15 protein-coding genes are annotated in these 21,795 nt (G+C 32.5%); 8 read left to right on the top strand and 7 right to left on the bottom strand.

Going from position 1 to position 21,795, the window contains the following annotated elements:
- Positions 1-160 precede the first annotated feature (160 nt).
- Positions 161-3,109: a T9SS type A sorting domain-containing protein gene (locus ACI5KZ_RS03855; protein ID WP_406846949.1), complete on the top strand. Its 2,949-nt coding sequence runs from the start codon at positions 161-163 to the stop codon at positions 3,107-3,109.
- Between the two features lie 82 nt (positions 3,110-3,191).
- On the opposite strand, the gene ACI5KZ_RS03850 is transcribed toward ACI5KZ_RS03855, so the two are convergent.
- Positions 3,192-3,989, bottom strand: coding sequence for a TerC family protein (locus ACI5KZ_RS03850; RefSeq protein WP_109309530.1), 798 nt, complete (start codon positions 3,987-3,989; stop codon positions 3,192-3,194).
- A 1-nt stretch (position 3,990) separates the two neighbouring features.
- Positions 3,991-4,362 (bottom strand): DNA topoisomerase IV, encoded by a 372-nt coding sequence (locus ACI5KZ_RS03845; RefSeq protein ID WP_406846948.1) that lies wholly within the window; start codon positions 4,360-4,362, stop codon positions 3,991-3,993.
- 217 nt (positions 4,363-4,579) lie between these two features.
- On the opposite strand from ACI5KZ_RS03845, the gene ACI5KZ_RS03840 reads away from it, so the two are divergent.
- The 3 genes from ACI5KZ_RS03840 (at position 4,580) to ACI5KZ_RS03830 (ending at position 10,418) form a co-directional block, all read left to right on the top strand.
- A complete protein-coding gene (locus ACI5KZ_RS03840) occupies positions 4,580-7,498 on the top strand; it encodes a glycoside hydrolase family 3 N-terminal domain-containing protein (RefSeq protein WP_406846947.1) in 2,919 nt (972 codons plus the stop codon).
- 14 nt (positions 7,499-7,512) lie between these two features.
- On the top strand, positions 7,513-8,652 hold the full coding sequence (gene bshA / locus ACI5KZ_RS03835) for an N-acetyl-alpha-D-glucosaminyl L-malate synthase BshA (RefSeq protein ID WP_109309527.1): 1,140 nt from the start codon (positions 7,513-7,515) through the stop codon (positions 8,650-8,652).
- Between the two features lie 242 nt (positions 8,653-8,894).
- Positions 8,895-10,418, top strand: coding sequence for a GH3 auxin-responsive promoter family protein (locus tag ACI5KZ_RS03830; RefSeq protein ID WP_109309526.1), 1,524 nt, complete (start codon positions 8,895-8,897; stop codon positions 10,416-10,418).
- Between the two features lie 13 nt (positions 10,419-10,431).
- On the opposite strand, the gene ACI5KZ_RS03825 is transcribed toward ACI5KZ_RS03830, so the two are convergent.
- Entirely contained in the window at positions 10,432-10,980 is a 549-nt protein-coding gene (locus ACI5KZ_RS03825; protein ID WP_109309665.1) for a hypothetical protein, read from the bottom strand.
- 297 nt (positions 10,981-11,277) lie between these two features.
- On the opposite strand from ACI5KZ_RS03825, the gene ACI5KZ_RS03820 reads away from it, so the two are divergent.
- On the top strand, positions 11,278-12,681 hold the full coding sequence (locus ACI5KZ_RS03820) for a Gfo/Idh/MocA family protein (RefSeq protein WP_406846946.1): 1,404 nt from the start codon (positions 11,278-11,280) through the stop codon (positions 12,679-12,681).
- On the opposite strand, the gene ACI5KZ_RS03815 is transcribed toward ACI5KZ_RS03820, so the two are convergent.
- The 3 genes from ACI5KZ_RS03815 to ACI5KZ_RS03805 form a co-directional block, all read right to left on the bottom strand.
- The gene (locus ACI5KZ_RS03815; RefSeq protein ID WP_406846945.1) at positions 12,664-13,755 is read right to left on the bottom strand and encodes an aminoglycoside phosphotransferase family protein; all 1,092 of its coding nucleotides are present in this window, start codon (positions 13,753-13,755) and stop codon (positions 12,664-12,666) included. The genes ACI5KZ_RS03820 and ACI5KZ_RS03815 overlap by 18 nt on opposite strands.
- Positions 13,756-13,758: 3 nt before the next feature.
- Positions 13,759-14,598: a sugar phosphate nucleotidyltransferase gene (locus tag ACI5KZ_RS03810; RefSeq protein ID WP_406846944.1), complete on the bottom strand. Its 840-nt coding sequence runs from the start codon at positions 14,596-14,598 to the stop codon at positions 13,759-13,761.
- Between the two features lie 63 nt (positions 14,599-14,661).
- A complete protein-coding gene (locus ACI5KZ_RS03805) occupies positions 14,662-15,153 on the bottom strand; it encodes a hypothetical protein (protein ID WP_109309523.1) in 492 nt (163 codons plus the stop codon).
- Between the two features lie 105 nt (positions 15,154-15,258).
- Between ACI5KZ_RS03805 and ACI5KZ_RS03800 the strand changes: the two genes are divergently transcribed.
- A complete protein-coding gene (locus ACI5KZ_RS03800) occupies positions 15,259-18,180 on the top strand; it encodes an FAD-binding and (Fe-S)-binding domain-containing protein (RefSeq protein ID WP_406846943.1) in 2,922 nt (973 codons plus the stop codon).
- Here the strand turns inward: ACI5KZ_RS03800 and ACI5KZ_RS03795 are convergent.
- Positions 18,161-19,018 (bottom strand): UDP-2,3-diacylglucosamine diphosphatase, encoded by an 858-nt coding sequence (locus tag ACI5KZ_RS03795; RefSeq protein ID WP_109309521.1) that lies wholly within the window; start codon positions 19,016-19,018, stop codon positions 18,161-18,163. The genes ACI5KZ_RS03800 and ACI5KZ_RS03795 overlap by 20 nt on opposite strands.
- Positions 19,019-19,206: 188 nt before the next feature.
- Here ACI5KZ_RS03795 and aroC point away from each other — a divergent pair, with 188 nt between their 5' ends.
- Positions 19,207-20,268: a chorismate synthase gene (gene aroC / locus ACI5KZ_RS03790; protein ID WP_406846942.1), complete on the top strand. Its 1,062-nt coding sequence runs from the start codon at positions 19,207-19,209 to the stop codon at positions 20,266-20,268.
- Positions 20,269-20,330: 62 nt separating this feature from the next.
- Positions 20,331-21,776: a dicarboxylate/amino acid:cation symporter gene (locus tag ACI5KZ_RS03785; RefSeq protein WP_109309519.1), complete on the top strand. Its 1,446-nt coding sequence runs from the start codon at positions 20,331-20,333 to the stop codon at positions 21,774-21,776.
- Positions 21,777-21,795 lie beyond the last annotated feature (19 nt).

The raw sequence follows: 21,795 nt of genomic DNA, 5'->3' as shown, positions 1-21,795 counted from the left end.
TTTTGCAGTAATATGATGTGCTTAGCATTTCAAAAACAACATTAAATTGCTGCAAATAGTTAATTGTTAACAATTTACATACAATCTATTTTATATAAATGTATAATATTGAATTTAGTTTTGTATTTTTAGATGTTAATCAATCTAAAATCTTAATTAAATGAAAAAAATTACATTATTACTTTCGTGTGTTTTTTGCTTCACTACTTTGTTTCAATCATACGGGCAAGACCGTTCTATTGAAAGCCTTATCGAGGTTTATAATAATATTGAAATAAGCCAAGGTAGTGTGTTAGACCATTTTAATGTTTCTGAAATTCATGAATTGCGAAAACATTTAAAAAAAACAGCTGCACCTTCTATTGTTAACAGGAATCCACTTGTTGGTACTATTGCTTATGGAATAGAAAATGGTTCTTTAGGGTATGGTAGTTATGATACTGAAGCACCTGCTGCTTTTAATACAATTTCTGCAGGTTCTGGAACTCTAGAATTTGAAGGATCAGGAGCTATCAATCCCACTGATAATACTACTGGCTATGTAGTTGATTCTGTGGGTACATTGTATTCATTTGATGTGCTTACCGGTGTATATACAAATTTAGGAAGTATAGGTCTTCCAGGTGGACTTAATGGGTTAGAGTTCGATTCTAGTGGGAACCTTTATGGTGTAGACGCAACTAATCTATATACTATTGATACAGCTGCACCTTCTGCCACAATTGTGGGACCGCTTGGTACAACAGGGGCTTTAGCCATTGCTTTAGCTATTGATAACACAGGCACAGGTTATACGTATGATGTTGCTGATGATTCTGCATACTCTATAAACTTAGCTACAGGAGCTGCCACTCTTTTAGGTGCTACAGGATTTGATGCAAATTATGGACAAGGAATGTTTTATGATGGGCTGACAGATAAGATTTTTTTAGCAGCTTTTAATTTTACTACATTTATTGCAGAACTTCGTGAACTAGATAAAACTACAGGAAATACTACTTTAATAGGTGTAATTGCAACTGCAGCTGGAACTAGTCAATTAGGATGGTCTGCTGTTCAAGGTGGCCCTCTTGAAAACTTTACTTGTGATGATGCTGTTAATGCTTATATAGGTATTACAAATACCGATGGAATTTCTAATACATCAGGTGGTGCTTCAAACACTTGTTTTGCATCTGCTACAAATGCCATATGGTATTCTTATACAGCTACAAATACTGGAAATCTAACGATTACTTCAGATTTGGCTTCAAATACTGGTGTTGATACACGAGTGTCTGTTTATAACGATGATTGTACTAATCTTACTTGTATTGATTCAGACGATAATTCTGGTGCTAACAATACGTCAACAGTAGTTATTCCAGTAATGAGTGGAACTACTTATCTAATAGAATGGGATGACGCAAACAATGCTGATGCTTTCGATTTCGAATTATCTTTAGATATTTCTTGTCCAGACCCTATGAATTTTGCTGTAGGAACCATTACAGATACATCAGCTGACTTTAGCTGGGATGCCGTAGCTGAAGCTACAAATGGATATGTGTTAAGTGTTTTTAACGCTGGTGATGACCCTGATGTAGATACTCCAATATATACAGAGAACATTCCATCTGGAACTTTAACTGCAACAGCAACACCTTTAATGTCTAATTCGATGTTTGATGCCTATTTAATGGTAGATTGTGATACTAGTATATCAAATTCGGTTTCCTTAAGTTTTGAAACTGAAATAACACCACCAGCATGTGGTGGAACTTATGTTGATACTGGTGGTGAATCTGATGGTTACTCTCCAAGTGAAAATATTACTACTACAATTACACCAGATGTTTCTGGCGATGTTGTAACAGTCACTTTTACGTATGTAGATATTGAAACTTCAACAGGTACTGGAAATCAGGAAGGTTGTTGGGATTTTCTAACAGTATATAATGGTCCAGATGCTTCTTTTCCTGTTTTAGCACAAACACTTTGTGGAGAAGAAAGTGGAGATGGTGGAACTCCTTCTAGTTTTCCAGGGAGTTTATTATCTGTTGGTATGTCGTTTACATCTACTGATGCAACAGGTGCCTTAACGTTTGTTTTTACTTCAGACGGGAGTATTCAAGAAACTGGATGGGTAGCCGATGTAACTTGTGGACCACCACCAACTTGTGTGACTCCTGGAGCTTTCACAAATACTGCTACTACAGAAACGACTGCAACCTATACGTGGGATGAAATTGCAAATGCTAGTAATGGATATGTATTTAGTGTCTTTAATGATGGCGATGATCCTCAAGTAGACACTCCAGTTTACACAGAAAATGTGGCATTTGGAACCAATACAGCTACAGCTACAGGTTTAATGCCAGCTACAACTTATGATGCTTATATAATGGCAGATTGTGATACAGACGGTATGTCGGCAACAGATGCAGATATGTTTACAACCGAAGCTGCACCACCAGAATGTGGAGGCACATTTGTAGATTCAGGCGGGGTTTCAGCAGGTTATTCTGCAAATGAAAATATTACAACTACAATAACTCCAGATGTAACCGGAGAATATGTAACTGTCACATTTACATATGTTGATATCGAAACTGCCACAGCTGGAGGTAACCAAGAAGGGTGTTGGGATTATTTAACCATATACGATGGTCCAGATGCTTCTTATCCTGTTTTGGCTCAAACACTTTGTGGCGAAGAAAGTGGTGATGGTAGTACGCCAACTGCATACCCTGGAAGTTTGCTTTCAGTAGGTGATTCTTTTACTTCTTCTGACGCCTCTGGAGCTTTAACTTTTGTCTTCACTTCTGATGGTACTTTGCAAGAAACTGGATGGATAGCAGATATTACTTGTGGTGAATTATCTATCGATGAATTTTCAACAACACAATTCAATTATTATCCAAATCCTACTACTGGATTATTACATATTAATGCAAAACAGATAATAGATAATATCCAAGTTATTAATATGCTAGGACAAGAAGTTATGAGTTTAAGCCCAGGAACGATGAAAGCTACTTTAGATTTCTCAAGTTTAAGTCAAGGAGCTTATTTCTTAAGATCTTCGATTAATGGAAACCTTACAACACATAAAATTATTAAGAGATAATTCTATTAAGAGTTTTATACCAAAAAGACCATACAGTATTTATTGTATGGTCTTTTTTATGTTTTAAACTGACGTTTTAAATTTATTTCGTTTTCATTTTTCTCTTTTGAATTCTAAAATTTAAAAACTCAACAAATAAAGAAAATGCAATTGCAAAATATAAATACCCCTTTGGGATGGCTCCAACTGTTTGATCGAAAATAGAGGTTTCCGATAAGTGGGCAGCTTCAGTAACTAGCATGAACCCTATTAGAATTAAGAACGCTAAACCTAATATCTGCATACTAGGATGTTCGTTTATAAACTTTCGAATTGGGTTGGCAAAAACAATCATGATGATAATGGATATAACAACTGCAATAATCATAAGTACTAAAGCATAATTATGATTTGGATGCAATCCATTTGTCATTCCAACTGCTGTTAAAATTGAATCTATTGAAAAGATGAAATCTATAATGACTATTTGAGTAATAGCTTGAGATAATGATGTAATTTTTTTTCCTTTAACTTCATTAGCATCATGCTGTGGACTTTCTACTTTCTCTCTTATTTCAGAGGTGCTTTTGTAGAGTAAAAATAATCCTCCAAAAAATAAAATAAGTGCTTGACCACTAATCGCTATGTGCAACCAACTAGTTTCAATAGTATAAAAAGGCTCTTTTAAACCAATTAAAAAGGAGACAAAAAACAACAATACAATACGTTGAACCATGGCTAATAAAAGACCAATATTAGTGGCCTTAGCACGTTGGTGTTCTGGAAGTTTATTAGCAGCAATTGAAATAAATACAATATTATCAATACCAAGAATAATTTCGAGAAATGTTAATGTTAGTAAAGCCATAATAGCATCACCTGACAATAAAAATTCTAACATCTTATTTTAGTTTAGTTGCTATACCTTTTTGTTTTGTTTTCTCTCCTACATAGGAATATTCAAACGTATAAGTTGAATCTGTTGTCACTAATATTTTTAAATGAATATCTTTTTGTTCAGCCATATTTTTTGGATTGATTGTTTTAAAAACAACTTCACAATCGTTTATCCATCTAACTTGAGACGAATCAATGTTATTGTTATACCTCTCAATCTGAAGATTATTGGTTCTAACAAAATGAGATTTATATAATATTCCATCTATGGTTATTTCACTATAAAAAGTACCTGTTTGGAAATCAGTACAATTCCGTTCTATTTGGTAACAGCTTGTTATTGAGAACAGTAAAACGATACAAATAATATGTTTCATATTAAAAAAATTATAAGTCAAAAATACTAAAAAACCCTGTGTTTTAATAGTGTGACTTTAATTTAATTATTTCTTTTCTTACATTAGAATATTATTTTATCGTTGGTTAATTAATTCTTTATAAATCTATCTTAAAGTCTTTTATACTTCCTTTTAAATGCATTATTTTGGCATAGTTTTTAATACACTTATTATTAGTTTTTAAAGCCAAAAATTTATGCGTCAAATATTTTGTTTCTTATCAGTTCTACTACTAACTCAAAATTTGTTTTCACAAACTAATAATCCGTTGTTGGCTAAAGATGTAGAGGCACAAAAGAAATGGGTAGATAGTCTCTATAATCATATGAGCTTAGAAGAGAAAGTTGGTCAACTTTTTATGGTAAGAGCTTTTTCTAATCAAGGTTTGGCACATGAAAACACTATCAGTCAAATGATAACAAATTACCATATTGGTGGACTTATATATTCTACAGGAGGTCCTGTAAAGCAAGCAAAACTTAATAACTTGTATCAGAAAACTTCTAAAACCCCCTTGTTGATAGGTATGGATGCCGAATGGGGATTGGGCATGAGGTTGGATTCAACCTATGCTTTTCCATGGAATATGACTCTGGGTGCTGTAAAAGATAATCAATTAATAGAACAGGTTGGAAGACAAATTGGAGAACATTGTAAGCGTATTGGCGTGCATTTTAATTTTGCACCTGTTGTAGATATTAATACCAACCCTAAAAACCCTATTATTGGGAATAGATCTTTTGGAGAAGATCGAGACAATGTCACTGATAAGTCATTAGCCTTTATGAAAGGTATGCAAGAAGCGGGAGTTTTAGCCAATGCCAAGCATTTTCCAGGTCATGGAGATACAGATAGCGATTCGCATAAAACTTTGCCAACCATTAGTTTTGACGAAAAACGTATAGATTCTGTTGAATTATACCCATATAGAAAACTTATAGATCATGGTTTGTCTAGTGTTATGGTTGCGCATTTAAATGTGCCAGCATTAGAGCCAAGAGATGGCTTTCCTTCTTCATTATCAAAACATATTGTGACTGATATATTAAAAGATTCTTTACATTTTCAAGGCTTAATTTATACTGATGCTTTAGAAATGAAAGGGGTTTCAAATTTTAGCGAACCTGGAGACATAGATTTGGCCGCTTTTCAAGCAGGAAATGATGTGCTACTAATTTCTGAAGACGTACCAAAAGCTATAAATAAAATTATTGAAGCTTATAATATTGGCGATATTTCAGAAGAACGCTTGGCTCATTCAGTTAAAAAGATTCTTCAGGCAAAATATAAAGTAGGATTAAATAATTTTAAACCTATTGAAACAGAACATTTATTTGAAGACTTAAATAGAATTCAAGATACCATGCTTTCTGAGGTTATTTTTGAAAATGCTATTACGGTTGTTAAAAACAAAGACGATTTACTTCCAATAAGAAATTTAGAAAAAAAGAAGATAGCTTATGTGAAAATGGGAGATGACGATGGCTCTGTATTTTTAAAAGAATTACAAAAATATACAAAAGTACACGAAGTTTCAGCAGATAATTTAGACGAATTACTGGCAAAACTTTCAGCTTATAACACTATCGTGATAGGTTTTCATAGATCTAATATTAATCCATGGAAAAGCCATGAATTTTCAGATAAAGAGCTTGTATGGTTGCATGAAATTGCTAGAACAAATAAGGTAATTCTTGATGTGTTTGTAAAACCATATGCGCTAATAGATTTAGCTACTGTTGAAAATTTTGAAAGCATTGTAGTAAGTTATCAGAATAGCGAAATTGCTCAACAAAAATCGGCACAACTTATTTTTGGAGCTATCCCAGCTTTAGGGGTTTTACCTGTTTCAGTTGGCAATGGATTTCATGCAGGAGATGGTATTTCTTATTCTAAACTATCACGTTTAAATTACGGGTTACCAGAACGCGTTGGAATGAGTTCAGAAAAACTTAAAAAACTGGATTCAATTGCTCAATATGCTGTGGATAATAAAATGACTCCTGGTATTCAGTTATTAGTAGCTAGAAAGGGAAAAGTAATATATAATAAGAATTTTGGAAAACATACTTACGAAAAAGACTCAGAACCTGTTACTTTCGACGATATTTACGATGTGGCATCTTTAACAAAAATTCTTGCCACATTACCCTTATTAATGGAACTTGAGGAAGAGGGTGTTGTATCTTTAGACACCAAACTCTCAGAGATTCTTCCAGAATATTTAAATTCAAATAAAAAGAACATCACTTTAAAAAAGATGTTGTCTCATTACGCCAGATTAAAGCCCTGGATTCCATTTTATTATGCGACTTTAGATTCTATTACAAAGCATCCAGATTTTAAATATTATAGAAAAGAATACAGTAGTAAGTTTAGTGTAAAAGTTGCTAATAATCTTTACATGAGAAAAGATTACCAAGACTCCATTCAAAAAATAATTTTAGAAACAGACCTCTTAAATAGAGAACGTTATAGGTATAGCGACTTACCTTATTACATTTTAAAGAAATATATTGAGACTTATTACGACCAAAGTTTAGACAATTTAGTACAAGATCATTTTTATGAATCTTTAGGAGCAAATTATACTACCTATAATCCTTACAATAAGTTTAGTGGTAAAAAAATAGTTCCAACAGAGATAGATGACTATTACAGGTATCAGGAAGTTCATGGATATGTTCACGACATGGGAGCTGCCATGCAGGATGGTGTGGGAGGTCATGCTGGTATTTTTAGTAATGCCAACGATGTAGCAAAAATAATGCAATTGTATTTACAAAAAGGGTTTTATGGTGGTAAACGTTATTTTAAGCCAGAAACGGTAGATGTTTTTAATACATGTTATTTTTGCGATAAAGATAATAGGAGAGGAATTGGTTTCGATAAGCCTCAATTAGGAGATGCTGGACCAACCTGTGGATGTGTTTCTATGACTAGTTTTGGACATTCTGGATTTACAGGAACCTATGCTTGGGCAGATCCAGATGAAGAAATTGTATATGTATTTTTGGCAAATAGAACCTATCCAAAAGCAGATTCTAATTTGTTATTAAAAGAAAATATTAGAACAGATATACAGGGTTTAATTTACGAAGCAATTATAGATTAATTGAAATTTTAAATATGAAAATAGGAATTGTTTGTTATCCAACTTTTGGAGGAAGTGGTGTTGTTGCAACAGAATTAGGTATAGAATTATCCAAAAGAGGGCACGAAGTACATTTTATTACTTACAAACAGCCAGTGAGATTAGATTTATTAGGTAGCAATGTGCATTACCACGAAGTAACCGTTCCAGAATATCCTTTATTTCACTATCAGCCATACGAATTAGCATTAACCAGTAAGTTGGTAGATATGGTGAAGCTCCATAAAATTGAAATACTCCATGTACATTACGCCATACCTCATGCTTATGCAGCCTATATGGCTAAAAAAATGCTTCAAGAGGAAGGCATTTATTTACCTATAGTTACAACACTTCATGGAACTGATATTACCTTAGTTGGCTCTCATCCATTCTATAAAACAGCAGTTACTTTTAGTATTAATAAATCTGATGCTGTCACCTCAGTTTCCGAAAGTTTAAAACAAGATACTTTAAGATTGTTCGATATTAAAAATGACATTCACGTAGTTACAAATTTTATCGATATAGCAAAACATACGCACCAGTTTAACGATTGTCAACGTGATCTATTAGCAAATGAAGATGAAAAAATCATCACTCATATCAGTAACTTTAGAGAAGTGAAACGTATTCCAGACGTAATTAAAACATTTTTTAACATTCAAAAAGAAATCCCTGCAAAATTGATGATGGTTGGCGAAGGTCCAGAAAAAGAACCAGCTGAACAACTTTGTATAGAATTGGGTATTGAAGATAAGGTAATTTTCTTTGGAAATAGTCACGAAATAGATCGTATTTTGTGTTATTCAGATTTGTTTATACTTCCATCTAAAACTGAAAGTTTTGGTTTGGCTGCTTTAGAAGCAATGGCTTCGGGTGTTCCTGTAATTTCAAGTGATTCTGGTGGTATTCCTGAAGTTAATATTCATGGTGTATCTGGTTATTTAAGCCAAGTTGGAGATGTTGAGGATATGAGCAAAAATGCACTTCTCATTCTAAAAGACGAGAATACTTTAGCCAATTTTAAAGAAGCTGCCAAAAAGCAAGCTTGTAATTTCGACATTTATCAAATTGTACCTAAGTATGAAGCTATTTACGAAGCAACACTTTCAAAATGTAAAGCCTTACTATAATTTTTTTAATGAATTCACTTTAATATAATTATAAATTCATTCTTAATTCTACAATTAAGGAGAAGGCTTTATCAATATGTTTTTCTGTGTTTATAATTCGCAAAAGTTAATATTTTAATTATCTATATGCATTAATATTTTAATTATCTATATGCATTAATATTTTTATTCATCTAGGTCACATTTGTTTTTAACCGAACCATATTATATCCTAACTTTATCGTCAATAAAACAAACTATATATGGCAATTTTAGGAAGTATTATAAAAGGGGTTATTCATGCAAAAGACGCACTTACTAGTGAAACTAACCATATAGAAGAACAACATAAAGTACTAATAAATTTATTAGAAAAAGCGAAAGACACACAGTTCGGTAAGCACTATAATTTTAAAGAAACTTTAGTTTCAGAAAACATAACAAAAGCATTTAGCTCGGCTATTCCATATTTTGATTATAATGAAATTAATAAAAATTGGTGGAAAAAACTACATGATGGAGAAACCAATGTTACTTGGCCAGACACACCTTCATATTTCGCATTAAGTTCTGGTACAACAGGGAAAAGCAGTAAACGGATTCCAGTTACTGATGATATGATTGAGGCCATTAGGCAAGCAGGAATTAAACAAGTATTTGCTTTAAGTCATTTTGATTTGCCCGTGGATTTTTTTGAAAAAGAGATCATGATGTTAGGTAGCTCAACAGAACTACAAGAAAAAAATGATCATTTAGAAGGTGAAATAAGTGGTATCAGTGCCAGTAATATTCCTTTTTGGTTTAAAGGTTATTATAAACCTGGAGAAGATATTGCAAAAATTGATGATTGGGACACACGTGTTCAAACTATCGCAGAACGAGCTAAAGATTGGGATATTGGTGCACTTAGTGGTATTCCATCTTGGATAGAATTGATGCTTGAAAAAGTTATTAAATATCATAACCTTAATCATATTCATGAAATATGGCCGAATTTGCAAGTGTTTACCTCTGGAGGTGTTGCTTTTGGTCCTTACGAGAAAAGTTTTAATGCTCTAATGGGAAAACCAGTATTAATTATTGATACTTATTTAGCTTCCGAAGGATTTATAGCTTGTCAAATGCGTCCTGAAACCGATGCTATGCAGTTAATAACAGATGGAGGCATATATTTTGAATTTGTTCCTTTTAAACCAGAATATATACATGAAGATGGCTCTCTAGTTAAAGAAGCACCTTCAGTAATGTTGGAGAACGTAAAACTTAATCAGGATTATGTACTAATTATTAGTACTGTTAGTGGAGCTTGGCGTTATATAATTGGAGATACTATAGAATTTACAGATATAGAACGTGCAGAAATTAAAATAACAGGACGTACAAAATTTTTTTTAAACACGGTTGGATCTCAACTTTCAGTAAATAAAATGGACGATGCTGTAAGGCAACTAGAAGACGCTTTTTCAACCAAAATCACTGAATATACCATATGTGCCAAACGCTGTGAAGATAATGAGTTTTATCACTGTTGGTATTTGGGAAGTGATATGAAAAATATAGATACAGAAGCAATTGTTTCAAGCTTAGATTCCTTTTTAAAAGAAGCTAACAATAATTACAAAGTAGCAAGGAGTAAAGCATTAAAAGGGGTGAGAGTTAAAGTTGTAAGCCCAGAAAAATTTCATGAATGGAATGCAAACAACAAAAAAATGGGTGGTCAAGTAAAAATGGAGCGAGTCATGAACGAAGAGAAATTTGCTGAATGGGAAGCGTTTATCAATAAGTAATTATACTGTTATATTATTCTGAATCATGCTCGACAAGTTGCATGATTTCTTCTGGAGATAAATAATATTTTTTAATTCTAAGCTTATACTTTTCAGTAATATCTGCATGATTCAAAATAAAATCTTTAGTTTTTAAAATATAATCTGCCATTCCATGTTGAACAGCATAAGTGTCTGCAGCTCTTTCTGCTTCTACAATATGACTATGTGAAAAAAGATAATTAACTCCAAAACCAATTAAGTTCATATTACTACGATTTCTATAATCTATAATATGTCCTAATTCATGTCCAATCCATCCTATTAAAATATCTGAAGGAATATGCTTAGTTAAAAATTCCTTATCAGAAATTTTAAATTTTTCACTAATCAAAACAATATAACTACGATGCTTTTTTGACTTAAAAAAGCTACTTGCTTTCGGACGCGCCTGCATAGTAGATTTTTTTATGTTTTTTTTGAATTTAAACTCTATGGGTACATGTTCTAATTCAGGATAATAAGATAAAGCAACTTGCACTTCATTTTTAATACTTTCAGGAATTATATGTACGTCAGTCATTTGCAATTGGAAAACTAATAGTATGGTGTAGATATTTAAAATCATTGAGTTTCACTTACTAAAACTTCATAAATATCATCATTATTATTTGAAATATATCATGTTTTATGATTTGAGCTAATGATTGCTTTGTTACAGCAAAAATTTACTTTGATAATACATTTTAAGGAAAGGTATAGCAAGAATTTATGTATTTCCAAACAGAAAAACATGATCTCATTATAATATTTTTGATTTACTAGAAACGCATTAAATAATTTAATACCTTTCTGTTTTAAAAATTAATAACAACTGAAAATGAATAGAAAATCTTTCTTAAATCTAACTGCTAGAGCTGGCCTGTTTTTAGGCTTGGCACCAAGTATTCTAGCAAATAAAAGCAATGATATAGTTGAAAAAGAATTAGTTGAAGAACTTTTAAATAAAAGAAAGGCACTAGGAAATGTTGTAGGACTTACTGCAGATCCAATTTCTAAAGTTCGGGTTGGAATGATTGGAATGGGAAACAGAGGGAGTGTATTAATCCAAATGTTTGATTATTTAATAAAAAATAATCATGCAGAAATTGTAGCTCTATCAGATTTAAAACAAGACAAAGTTGAAAAGAATAATGACTACCTTAAAACTATTCAAAATACACCAGCAGACTTATACTATGGGAATGAAACCGAATGGAAAAAATTAGCAGAAAGAGATGATATCGATTTAATTCTAATAGCAACGCCTTGGAATACTCACACAGAAATGTCTATTTATGGTATGGAGCAAGGTAAGCATGTTGCTTGTGAGCAACCAATGGCCATGACCCTTGAAGATTGCTGGAAATTAATAGAAGTTGCCGAGCGTACTCAAAAGCATTGTATGTATATGGAGAATTGCTGTTTTAATGGAGAGGAACTTTGGGTGTTAAACATGATTGATCAAGGTGTTTTTGGAAATATAAATCATGCAGAAGGCGCTTATATCCATGATTTACGTAAACATATGATGGACGACACCTATTATGAAAATCAATGGAGAATTAAACATCATGAAACTCAAAACGGAAACTTCTATACAGGTCACGGTTTAGGACCAACAAGCTTTTATATGGATATTGGTCGTGGAGATAACTACGATTTTATAACCTCTATGAGTTCTCGAGATGATAGTTTGAAACTTGGTGCCCAGATTGAAAACTTTCCAGTTAAAGAATTTGCATGTGGTGATATGAATACAACTTTAATAAAAACAAAATTGGGTAGAACCATTATGTTACAGTTTGATACACATACAGGTAGACCTTATTCTAGATTGAATAATGTGTTTGGAACCAAAGCTGCCCATCAAGGCTATCCTTCCAGATTGTATGTTGGTCATGAAGAGCTTCAATGGGGGCACAGTTGGTTAAAAGATGAGGAGTATAAAGATTATAGAGAGCGTTACGACCATCCGTTATGGAATAAATTAAAAACTCAAATAGATGCTAATGCCGTTGGGCATGGAGGTATGGATTTTGTTATGATTTATAGATTAATTCGTTGTTTAAACGAAGGCTTGCCTTTAGATATAAACCTATATGATAGTGTGCTTTGGAGTGCCATAACGCCCTTATCGGAATTGTCAGTAGCTAATAATTCTGCTAGAACTGTGGTTCCAGATTTTACAGGAGGCACATGGAAAACACCAAGAAAAAATGAAGTTTTAAGAGATATTCTTTAAATTAAAATTACGATAGGTAATTACCTTAATCTCTTCATAATTCTTAATGGCACTTTTTAAAAGTGCCATTTGGTTTTTAGCACGTACTAAATTGTGGGTTTCAAATGCTGTTTTATAATAGACATCATTATTTAAATAATCTGTTAAAAAGCGTAAACCCATGATGTATATCAATGTTTTAACACTCAACGGCAAAAAGTCTATTTCTTTTGTAGTTAACAAATTAGAGGTTTCAGAAGCAAATCCTTTACAATAAGCTTCAAAGTAATTTAGATTGATGGTTGTTTGTTCTAGATTTTCAGAATCTTCAACTGTATTTGAACATATAGAGCGAATAGAATCTCCAAAATCGAAATGTACAATTCCTGGCATAACTGTATCTAAGTCTATTACTGCAAGACCATTATCGTCTTGATCAAATAATATGTTTGATAATTTAGCATCATTATGTGTAACCCGTATTGGAAATGTGTTTTTTTCCTTTAATTCTGAAAGCTGAAACATTTCAAATTTTAGATCAAAAACAAGGTCAATGAGTTCTTGAGCTTCATTCTTTCTAGAAGTACTTGCATAATTTAACGCCTTTTCAAATTGAAAAAACCGAAAAGGCACTGAATGAAATTTAGGAAGTGTTTCTATAATTTGTTCAGTTTCCAGATTTGAAGTTTTTGAAATAAAATTTCCAAATAGTTTTCCTGCTTCATAAACCTGCTTTTCGTTTTTTGCTCTCTCAATGGTTTTTGAGTTAGAAATATATTCCATTAGAGTCCAACAACCCTTATAAGCCTCAATAAAAAAAGTGTCTTTTTTAGATTTAATAAAGCCTGCAATTTGATATTTACTACCAATTTCTAAATAGGCTTTTTTTAAGTGACTACTAACAATTACTTTGTTTAATATAATATTATTTAAATTTGTAAATATCTGGCTGTTAATTTTTTGCAAAACATAATTTACATCGTTACTACAGCTAACCAAATAGGAGTCGTTAATATGTCCAGAAGTTAAAACTTCAATATTTAAAATTGTTTTTTCTATTTGAAATTGATGACAAATATTTTTAAGAGTTTCCAAAAGCTACCATAATTTAGTTGGGTAAACACCTTCAGAAATAAGTTCTTGAAGTTGTTTTTTTACCATAGATTCATCGTCTTTATAAGTTACACCAAACCAAACCGTATTTGATTCCAGCATCTTGAATGTCATTGTTTTTTCTTTAATCATATAATCTACAACTTTTGGAATGTAAAATTCAGCTGTTTCAGATCCTTTATGCTCGTCCAAAAAGACTTGGAATAATTTATTCGCAATTTTAAAGATGTCTGGAGTAAAACCCCAGAAATTCATAGAAACAATACTGTTTAGAGACATTTTTGTGTTGTCTTTACTAATATTTGTTCGCTCGATTATACTTACAAGTTCTTCCTCATCATTTAAAATACATTCGCCTCTTGAAACCGTTCCAAAATCTGAAAGCGTGTTTTTTAACCGATAACCTATAAAGTAATTTTGATGTTTCTTATTTAAAAACAGTGCATCATGCATAAGATTAAAAGCCTTTTGACCATAAAAATCATCGGCATTTATCAAAGCAAAGTTATTCTTAATACTTTCTTTTAAGGAGAGTAGAGCATGACCAGTTCCCCATGGTTTTTTTCGTTTTGGGATTGCTGATATATTTTGAATTACAAAATCTATTTGAATGTTTTCCGGAAGTTTTTTAGAATACCGTTTTTTGAAAACCTCTAAAATATCTTCTCGTACAATAAAAACAATATGATTAAAACCAGCTTGTAGCGCATCATATATAGAAAAGTCTAATATAGCATAATCATTTATTACAGCATGTGTCTGTTTTAACCCTCCAAATCTGGAACCCATTCCAGCAGCCATAATAGCTATAGATTTTTGTTTCATCTTACAAAACTATATAAAAAAAACACCTTAAAAAGGTGTTTTAGTTAATATTTTAGATAGTGTTTAGAATTGATATCTAACACCAATCCCTAGATCAAAATCTAAATCATTATTGTCATAAGCGCTACTGCCTAAACCTAGTTCTGGTCTTACGTCTAAAGATAATAATAAAGGAAAATCAAAACTGTATTCTATCCCAACGGTTCCCGTTAATATAGCAAAGGTGTCTCTATGGTTCTGATGATAATAATCTTCAAACCTGTAAGTGGCAAGACCAATTCCAGGTCCAGTATACCAATTAAATCCTCCATCTATATTCCAAACCCATTCGTATAATCCAATTAGTTTTACGCCATCGTAATTTTTCCCATCGGTCCAACCAAAACTAAATTCCAGTCTGTTGTTCTCCATTATAGCACGTTGATAGGAGACAGAGGCTCCAAAGCCATCGCTATCTCCAAGTCTTAAGCCGATAGCGTTTTTAGAAATTTCTTGTGCATGTAGAAAAGTCGTAAAGCCTAAAAAGGCAACTGCTATTAACAATGTTTGTTTCATAATATAAATTTATTTTAAATTCAAAATAACCATTTTGTTTCGCAATAAGTCATAAACTAATCTTAAATTTATGGCTATCAATTAAACTATAAATATTAGGAATTATTGCAATCAGATACGTTTTTTAAAGATTTAAAAAGACAGCTTAATGGCGATTTTCAGTACGATGATTTAACAAAAGCCATCTATGCTACTGATGCCTCGGTATATAGAAAGTTGCCTTTGGCTGTTGCCTACCCAAAAACAGTTGAAGATATTAAACAGCTTATCGAATTTGCCAAGAAAAACAAGACCTCATTAATTCCAAGAACAGCAGGGACGTCCTTAGCAGGTCAGTGTGTTGGACATGGTATAATTGTAGATGTGTCTAAGTATTTCACAAAGATTTTGTATTTAGACGAAAAGAATAGAACAGTAAAAGTACAGCCTGGAGTTATTAGGGATGAGCTTAATAATTATTTAAAATCTTTTGGATTGTTTTTTGGACCCAATACATCTACTTCCAATCGATGTATGATTGGAGGAATGGTTGGAAATAATTCTTCAGGCACAACTTCTATTCAATATGGTGTAACTAGAGATAAGGTTTTGGAATTAAAAACTATTTTAAGTGATGGCTCTGAAGTTAAATTTCATGAAATCTCTAAAGATAATTTTCATAAAAAAACAAAACTCAATTCTCTAGAAGGTTTAGTTTATAAAACTATTTACAAGGAATTAGCTTCTGAAAATGTTCAAAATGAAATTCTTAAACAGTTTCCAAAACCTGAGATTCATAGAAGAAATACGGGTTATGCCATTGATGAGTTGATAGCTTCTGACGTCTTTTCAGATTCAGAAGAAAAGTTTAACATGTGTAAATTACTTTCTGGTAGCGAAGGAACGCTTGCTTTTACCACTGAAATAACCTTAAAATTAGATGTGTTACCGCCAAAAGAAAGTATTATGGTGGCTGCGCATTTTAAATCTATTCAAAACTGTTTAAATGCCGTTGAAACGGTTATGAAGCACAATTTACATACTTGTGAAATGATGGACAAAACCATATTGGATCTCACAAAACACAACAAAACCCAACAAGAAAACAGGCAGTTTATAGTAGGTGACCCTCAGGCTATTTTAATGTGTGAAATTAAAGGAGAAACTCTAAAAGCTGTTCAATCAAAAGCTCAATTGCTTATTAAAGATATTGACAGCTTAAACTTAAGTTATGCAAACCCTATTCTTGTTGCAGAAGATATTGATAAAGCTATCGAATTACGGAAAGCAGGGTTAGGCTTACTTGGAAATATTATTGGTGATAAAAAAACAGCAGCATGTATAGAAGACACAGCTGTTGCCTTACCAGATTTAGCAAGTTATATCAAGGAGTTCACCCAACTCATGACTAGCAATAACCAAGAAGCTGTTTATTATGCACATGCAGGAGCAGGAGAGCTACACTTGCGTCCCATTTTAAATTTAAAGAAAAAAGAAGATGTAGTTTTATTCCGAAAAATAACTACAGATGTAGCGCATCTAGTTAAAAAATACAAAGGCTCCATGAGTGGAGAACATGGTGATGGTATTGTAAGAGCCGAATTTATTCCACTTATGATTGGTGAAGCTAATTATCAGATTTTAAAGCGTATTAAATCAGTTTTTGATTCTGAAAATATTTTAAATCCTGGGAAAATAGTTGATGCTTTTCCAATGGATGAAAACTTAAGATATGTTCCTGATAGAAAAGAACCTGAAATAGAAACCTTTTTAGATTTCTCTGATTCTTTGGGAATACTTCGCGAAGCTGAAAAGTGTAATGGTTCTGGAGATTGCAGGAAACTTCCAGAGTTTGGAGGCACCATGTGCCCAAGTTATCGAGCTACAAGAAACGAGAAAGACACCACTAGAGCTAGGGCAAATGCATTGAGAGAGTTTTTGACTAATTCTGAAAAAGCCAATAAATTCAATCATAAAGAATTAAAAGAAGTTTTCGACTTATGTTTGAGTTGTAAAGCGTGTGCTAGTGAATGTCCAAGTAGTGTAGATGTAGCTACTTTAAAAGCGGAGTTTTTATACCAATATCAGCAAGAAAATGGCATTTCATTAAGAACAAAATTGTTTGCATATAATAATCAGTTGAATGATTTAGGAGCTAAGTTTTCTTGGATTACAAACTTTATATTTTCTAATCTATTAACCTCTTTTTTATTGAAGAAATCTTTTGGAATCGCTTTAAAACGAAGTCTGCCATTAATTTCAAATAAAAGTTTAAGTGAGTACTATAAAGATATTGAAAATCAAATTAATACTGATTATTTTATTAGTACTGTATATTTGTTTAACGATGAATTCACCAACCACTTAGATACACAAATTGGTTTAGATGCTTTAGCGCTTTTACAAGCCTTAAATTACAAAGTCATCATTTTGAACCATGCAGAATCTGGGCGTGCATTTTTATCAAAAGGTTTGCTCAAACAAGCTAAAAAAGTTGCAAATAAAAATGTTGAAATATTTAAAGACAGAATCACATCCGAGACACCTTTAGTTGGAATAGAACCTTCGGCTATTTTTACTTTCAAAGATGAATACTTAAAGTTAGCAGACGATAAAGCCTCAGCCCAAAACATAGCAAAACATACTTTTTTAATTGAGGAATTTCTTCAACAAGAAATAATTTTAGGAAATATTACTACAGAACAGTTCACTAAAGAGGCAAAAAGCATTAAGTTTCATGGACATTGTCATCAAAAGGCTATGAGTAATCAGAAATCAAGTTTCGATATTTTGAATTTACCCAAAAACTATATAGTGACTACTATCCCTAGCGGTTGCTGTGGTATGGCAGGAAGTTTTGGTTATGAAAAGGAGCATTATGAGCTGAGCATGCAAGTTGGGGAACAAACCTTATTCCCTGCAATTAGAGGAACAGATGATGAAACTATCATTTCTGCAAATGGGACTAGTTGTAGGCATCAGATTAAAGATGGAACACAAAAAGAGGCTAAACACCCGATAACTATTCTTAAAGAGGCTTTGATTTAAGTGCTTTTTTAGCATCAAAAATGGTAATAGCAGCAATTAGATCTTTCATTTCCATTTCCTTAATTTCTTCATCTGCAAAGAAAGGAGAAAGCTTATCCTGGTTGTAATTATATATTTTCCAACGTTTAAATTGATATTCCAAAGCGGTAAAGTTTTCAATCCAATCCCCAGAATTCAAGTACATGGTTTTACCATGTTTGCTTTCTATTATTTCCATTTTTGGTTGATGGATATGTCCGCAAATCACATAATCATACCCATTTTCTATGGCTAAATCTGTCGCGACCTCTTCAAAATTGCTAATATATTTTAAAGCGCCTTTCACGTTATTTTTTATACGTTTTGATAAGGAATATTTTTCTTTACCCATCCGTTCTAAAACCCAATTCATCAATCGGTTTACTAGAATGAGTATGTCATATCCATATCCTCCTAACTTAGCCAGCCACCTAGCGTTTTGAATAGAAGCATCAAAGACATCTCCATGGAAAAACCATGCTTTTTTACCGTCTAGTTCTAGTACTACTTTGTCTACTATGGAAATATTTCCAATGGTTGTGTCGCTAAATTTCCTAAGCAAATCGTCATGATTGCCCGTTATGTAAATAACTTCAACACCATTAGAAGCCATATTCATAATCTTCTTGATGATTTTTAAATGAGATTTTGGAAAATAACGTTTACTAAATTGCCAAATATCAATAATATCACCATTTAGAATAAGTTTTTTTGGCTGAATGCTGTTCAAATAAGTAAGTAGCTGCTTGGCATGACATCCATAGGTGCCTAAATGAACGTCTGATATAACGGCAATCTCAACTTTTCTTTTTAATTTCAAGGTATCATTTAATTATGGTACAAATTAAATGCTTGAATGTTAGTTGAACTTTACCCTTTAATTAATTAATTGTGAGGATATTGTTATTAAATTATTACTTAATTTTAGATGTGGATTTACGATGCTTTAAAGAAATGCATTTTTGTTTCTCTAATAATACAATTACATTAGCAGATAAAATATAGTTTATGCCTGGAAATTCCTTTGGAAATGTTTTTAAATTAACCACGTTTGGTGAGTCTCATGGAGTTGCTATTGGAGGTGTAGTTGATGGTTGCCCATCTGGATTAAAGTTAGATTTTGATACCATTCAAGACGAATTGAACAGAAGAAAACCAGGTCAATCCGAAATAGTGACCCAACGGAAAGAACCTGATACTGTAGAGTTTTTATCGGGAATTTTTGAAGGAGTTACAACTGGAACTCCTATAGGTTTTATTATTAAAAATACAAATCAAAAATCTAAAGATTATTCACATATAAAAGATATGTATCGTCCTAGTCATGCAGATTATACTTACGAAAAAAAATACGGAATTCGTGATTATAGAGGAGGAGGACGCAGTTCGGCAAGAGAAACAGCTTGTAGGGTTGTAGCTGGAGCCATTGCAAAACAAGTACTTAATAACATTAAGATTAATGCATACACATCATCTGTAGGTGATATTTTTCTTGAAAAACCATACCAGGATTTAGATTTTTCAAAAACAGAATCTAATGCAGTACGTTGTCCAGACTCTGAGATTGCAGACAAAATGATTTCTAAAATTAAAGAAATTAAAAAGCAAGGAGACACCATTGGAGGCACAGTAACATGTATCTTACAAAATGTTCCTTTAGGACTTGGAGAACCGATTTTCGATAAACTTCACGCAGATTTAGGTAAAGCCATGCTTTCCATAAACGCTGTAAAAGGCTTTGAGTATGGTAGTGGTTTCTGTGGCGCAAAAATGAGAGGAAGCGAACATAACGATTTGTTTAATGAAGATGGAACAACTAAAACCAATCTCTCAGGAGGTATTCAAGGAGGCATTAGTAATGGCATGGACATTTATTTTAGAGTAGCCTTTAAACCAGTAGCTACAATAATCCAAAAACAAGATGCACTAGATAGTTCTGGAAATATTGTGGAAATGCAAGGTAAGGGTCGCCATGATCCATGTGTTGTTCCAAGAGCAATACCTATAGTTGAAGCTATGGCTGCTTTGGTATTAGCTGACTTTTATTTAATGAATAAGATTTATAAGTAAGTCCTTTTAATCAAGAATTTATTGTTTAACTAAAGAGATTCCCACTTTTGTGGAATATAAATATGAAAAAACTAGCATTACACTGGAAAATTATTATTGGAATGGTACTCGGTATCATATGGGCATTGTTATCAAGCTCTATGGGTTGGAGTACTTTTACAATTAACTGGATTGATCCGTTTGGAACCATATTTATTAATTTATTGAAGTTAATTGCAGTTCCATTAGTATTGTTTTCCATTATAAGTGGAGTTGCTAATATTGGTGATCCTGCGAGTTTAGGAAGAATGGGAGGAAAGACCTTAGGCATCTACCTTTTAACCACTATCATGGCTATTTCGTTAGGGTTGTTGCTAGTTAACATTATTAAACCCGGTAAGTTAATTGATGAACAAAGTAGAATAGACAACAGAATTAGTTATGAAATATGGGCTAGTGCTGAAGGCTACGAAATAAAAGATGGTGTAAATTATCTCCAAGATCCAGCATTTCTTCAACGTGCACAAGAAATTTCAGAATTATCGAAAAGCGAACTTAAAGAAGCTGCTGTTGCAGATAAAATGGAAACAGTAAAAAGTAGGAAAGAAACAACTCCTTTGCAACCTTTAGTAGATATTGTTCCTAGTAATTTTTTCTATTCATTATCTAATAATGGTTTAATGCTACAAATTATCTTTTTCGCTGTATTTTTTGGTGTTTGTTTGTTGTTTATTCCTACAGATAAAGCTAAGCCTGTTTTAAATCTGGTTGATGGTATAAACGAAGTCTTTTTAAAAATGGTCGATATAGTTATGCAAGCAGCACCATTTTTTGTTTTTGCCTTGTTAGCTGGTGTTGTGAGTAAAATGGCTGGTGACGACATTGGAAAAGTGCTTGAAATATTTAAAGGTTTAAGTTGGTATTCTTTAACCGTATTGTTAGGCTTGCTTTTAATGATTTTTGTTATTTACCCAATTATTCTAAAAAGTTTTGTAAAGAAAATACCTTATAAAGGCTTTTTCAAAGCGATGAGTCCGGCTCAAACTTTAGCATTCTCAACATCTAGTAGTGCTGCCACATTACCTGTAACCATGGAATGTGTGGAACAAAATCTTGGTGTCAATAAAAAGGTTAGTAGTTTTGTGTTACCTATTGGAGCTACAGTAAATATGGATGGCACCAGTATGTATCAGGCTATTGCTGTTATTTTTCTAGCACAAATGCACATGATCGATTTAACAATAGGTCAGCAAATAACCGTTGTTTTAACTGCTACATTGGCATCAATAGGATCTGCAGCTGTTCCGAGTGCAGGGTTAGTTATGCTTATTATTGTATTAGACTCTGTAGGATTAAACCCAGCTTGGATAGCCATTATTTTTCCTGTAGATAGAATTTTGGACATGTTTAGAACCGTTGTAAACGTGACAGGCGATGCTACGGTTTGCTCAATTATTGCAGATGGTGAAAACATGTTAGAATATCAAGACCCTAAGAATCCAACAGAAACTTTTGATTTAGATTCATAATCTGTTTAAAAGTTGTTCG

Origin of the sequence: Xanthomarina sp. GH4-25 (assembly GCF_045363175.1) — a bacterium.
GTDB lineage: Bacteria > Bacteroidota > Bacteroidia > Flavobacteriales > Flavobacteriaceae > Xanthomarina.
The sequence above is the reverse complement of the archived record's forward strand: the minus strand, read 5'-3'. Positions and strand labels throughout refer to the sequence as shown.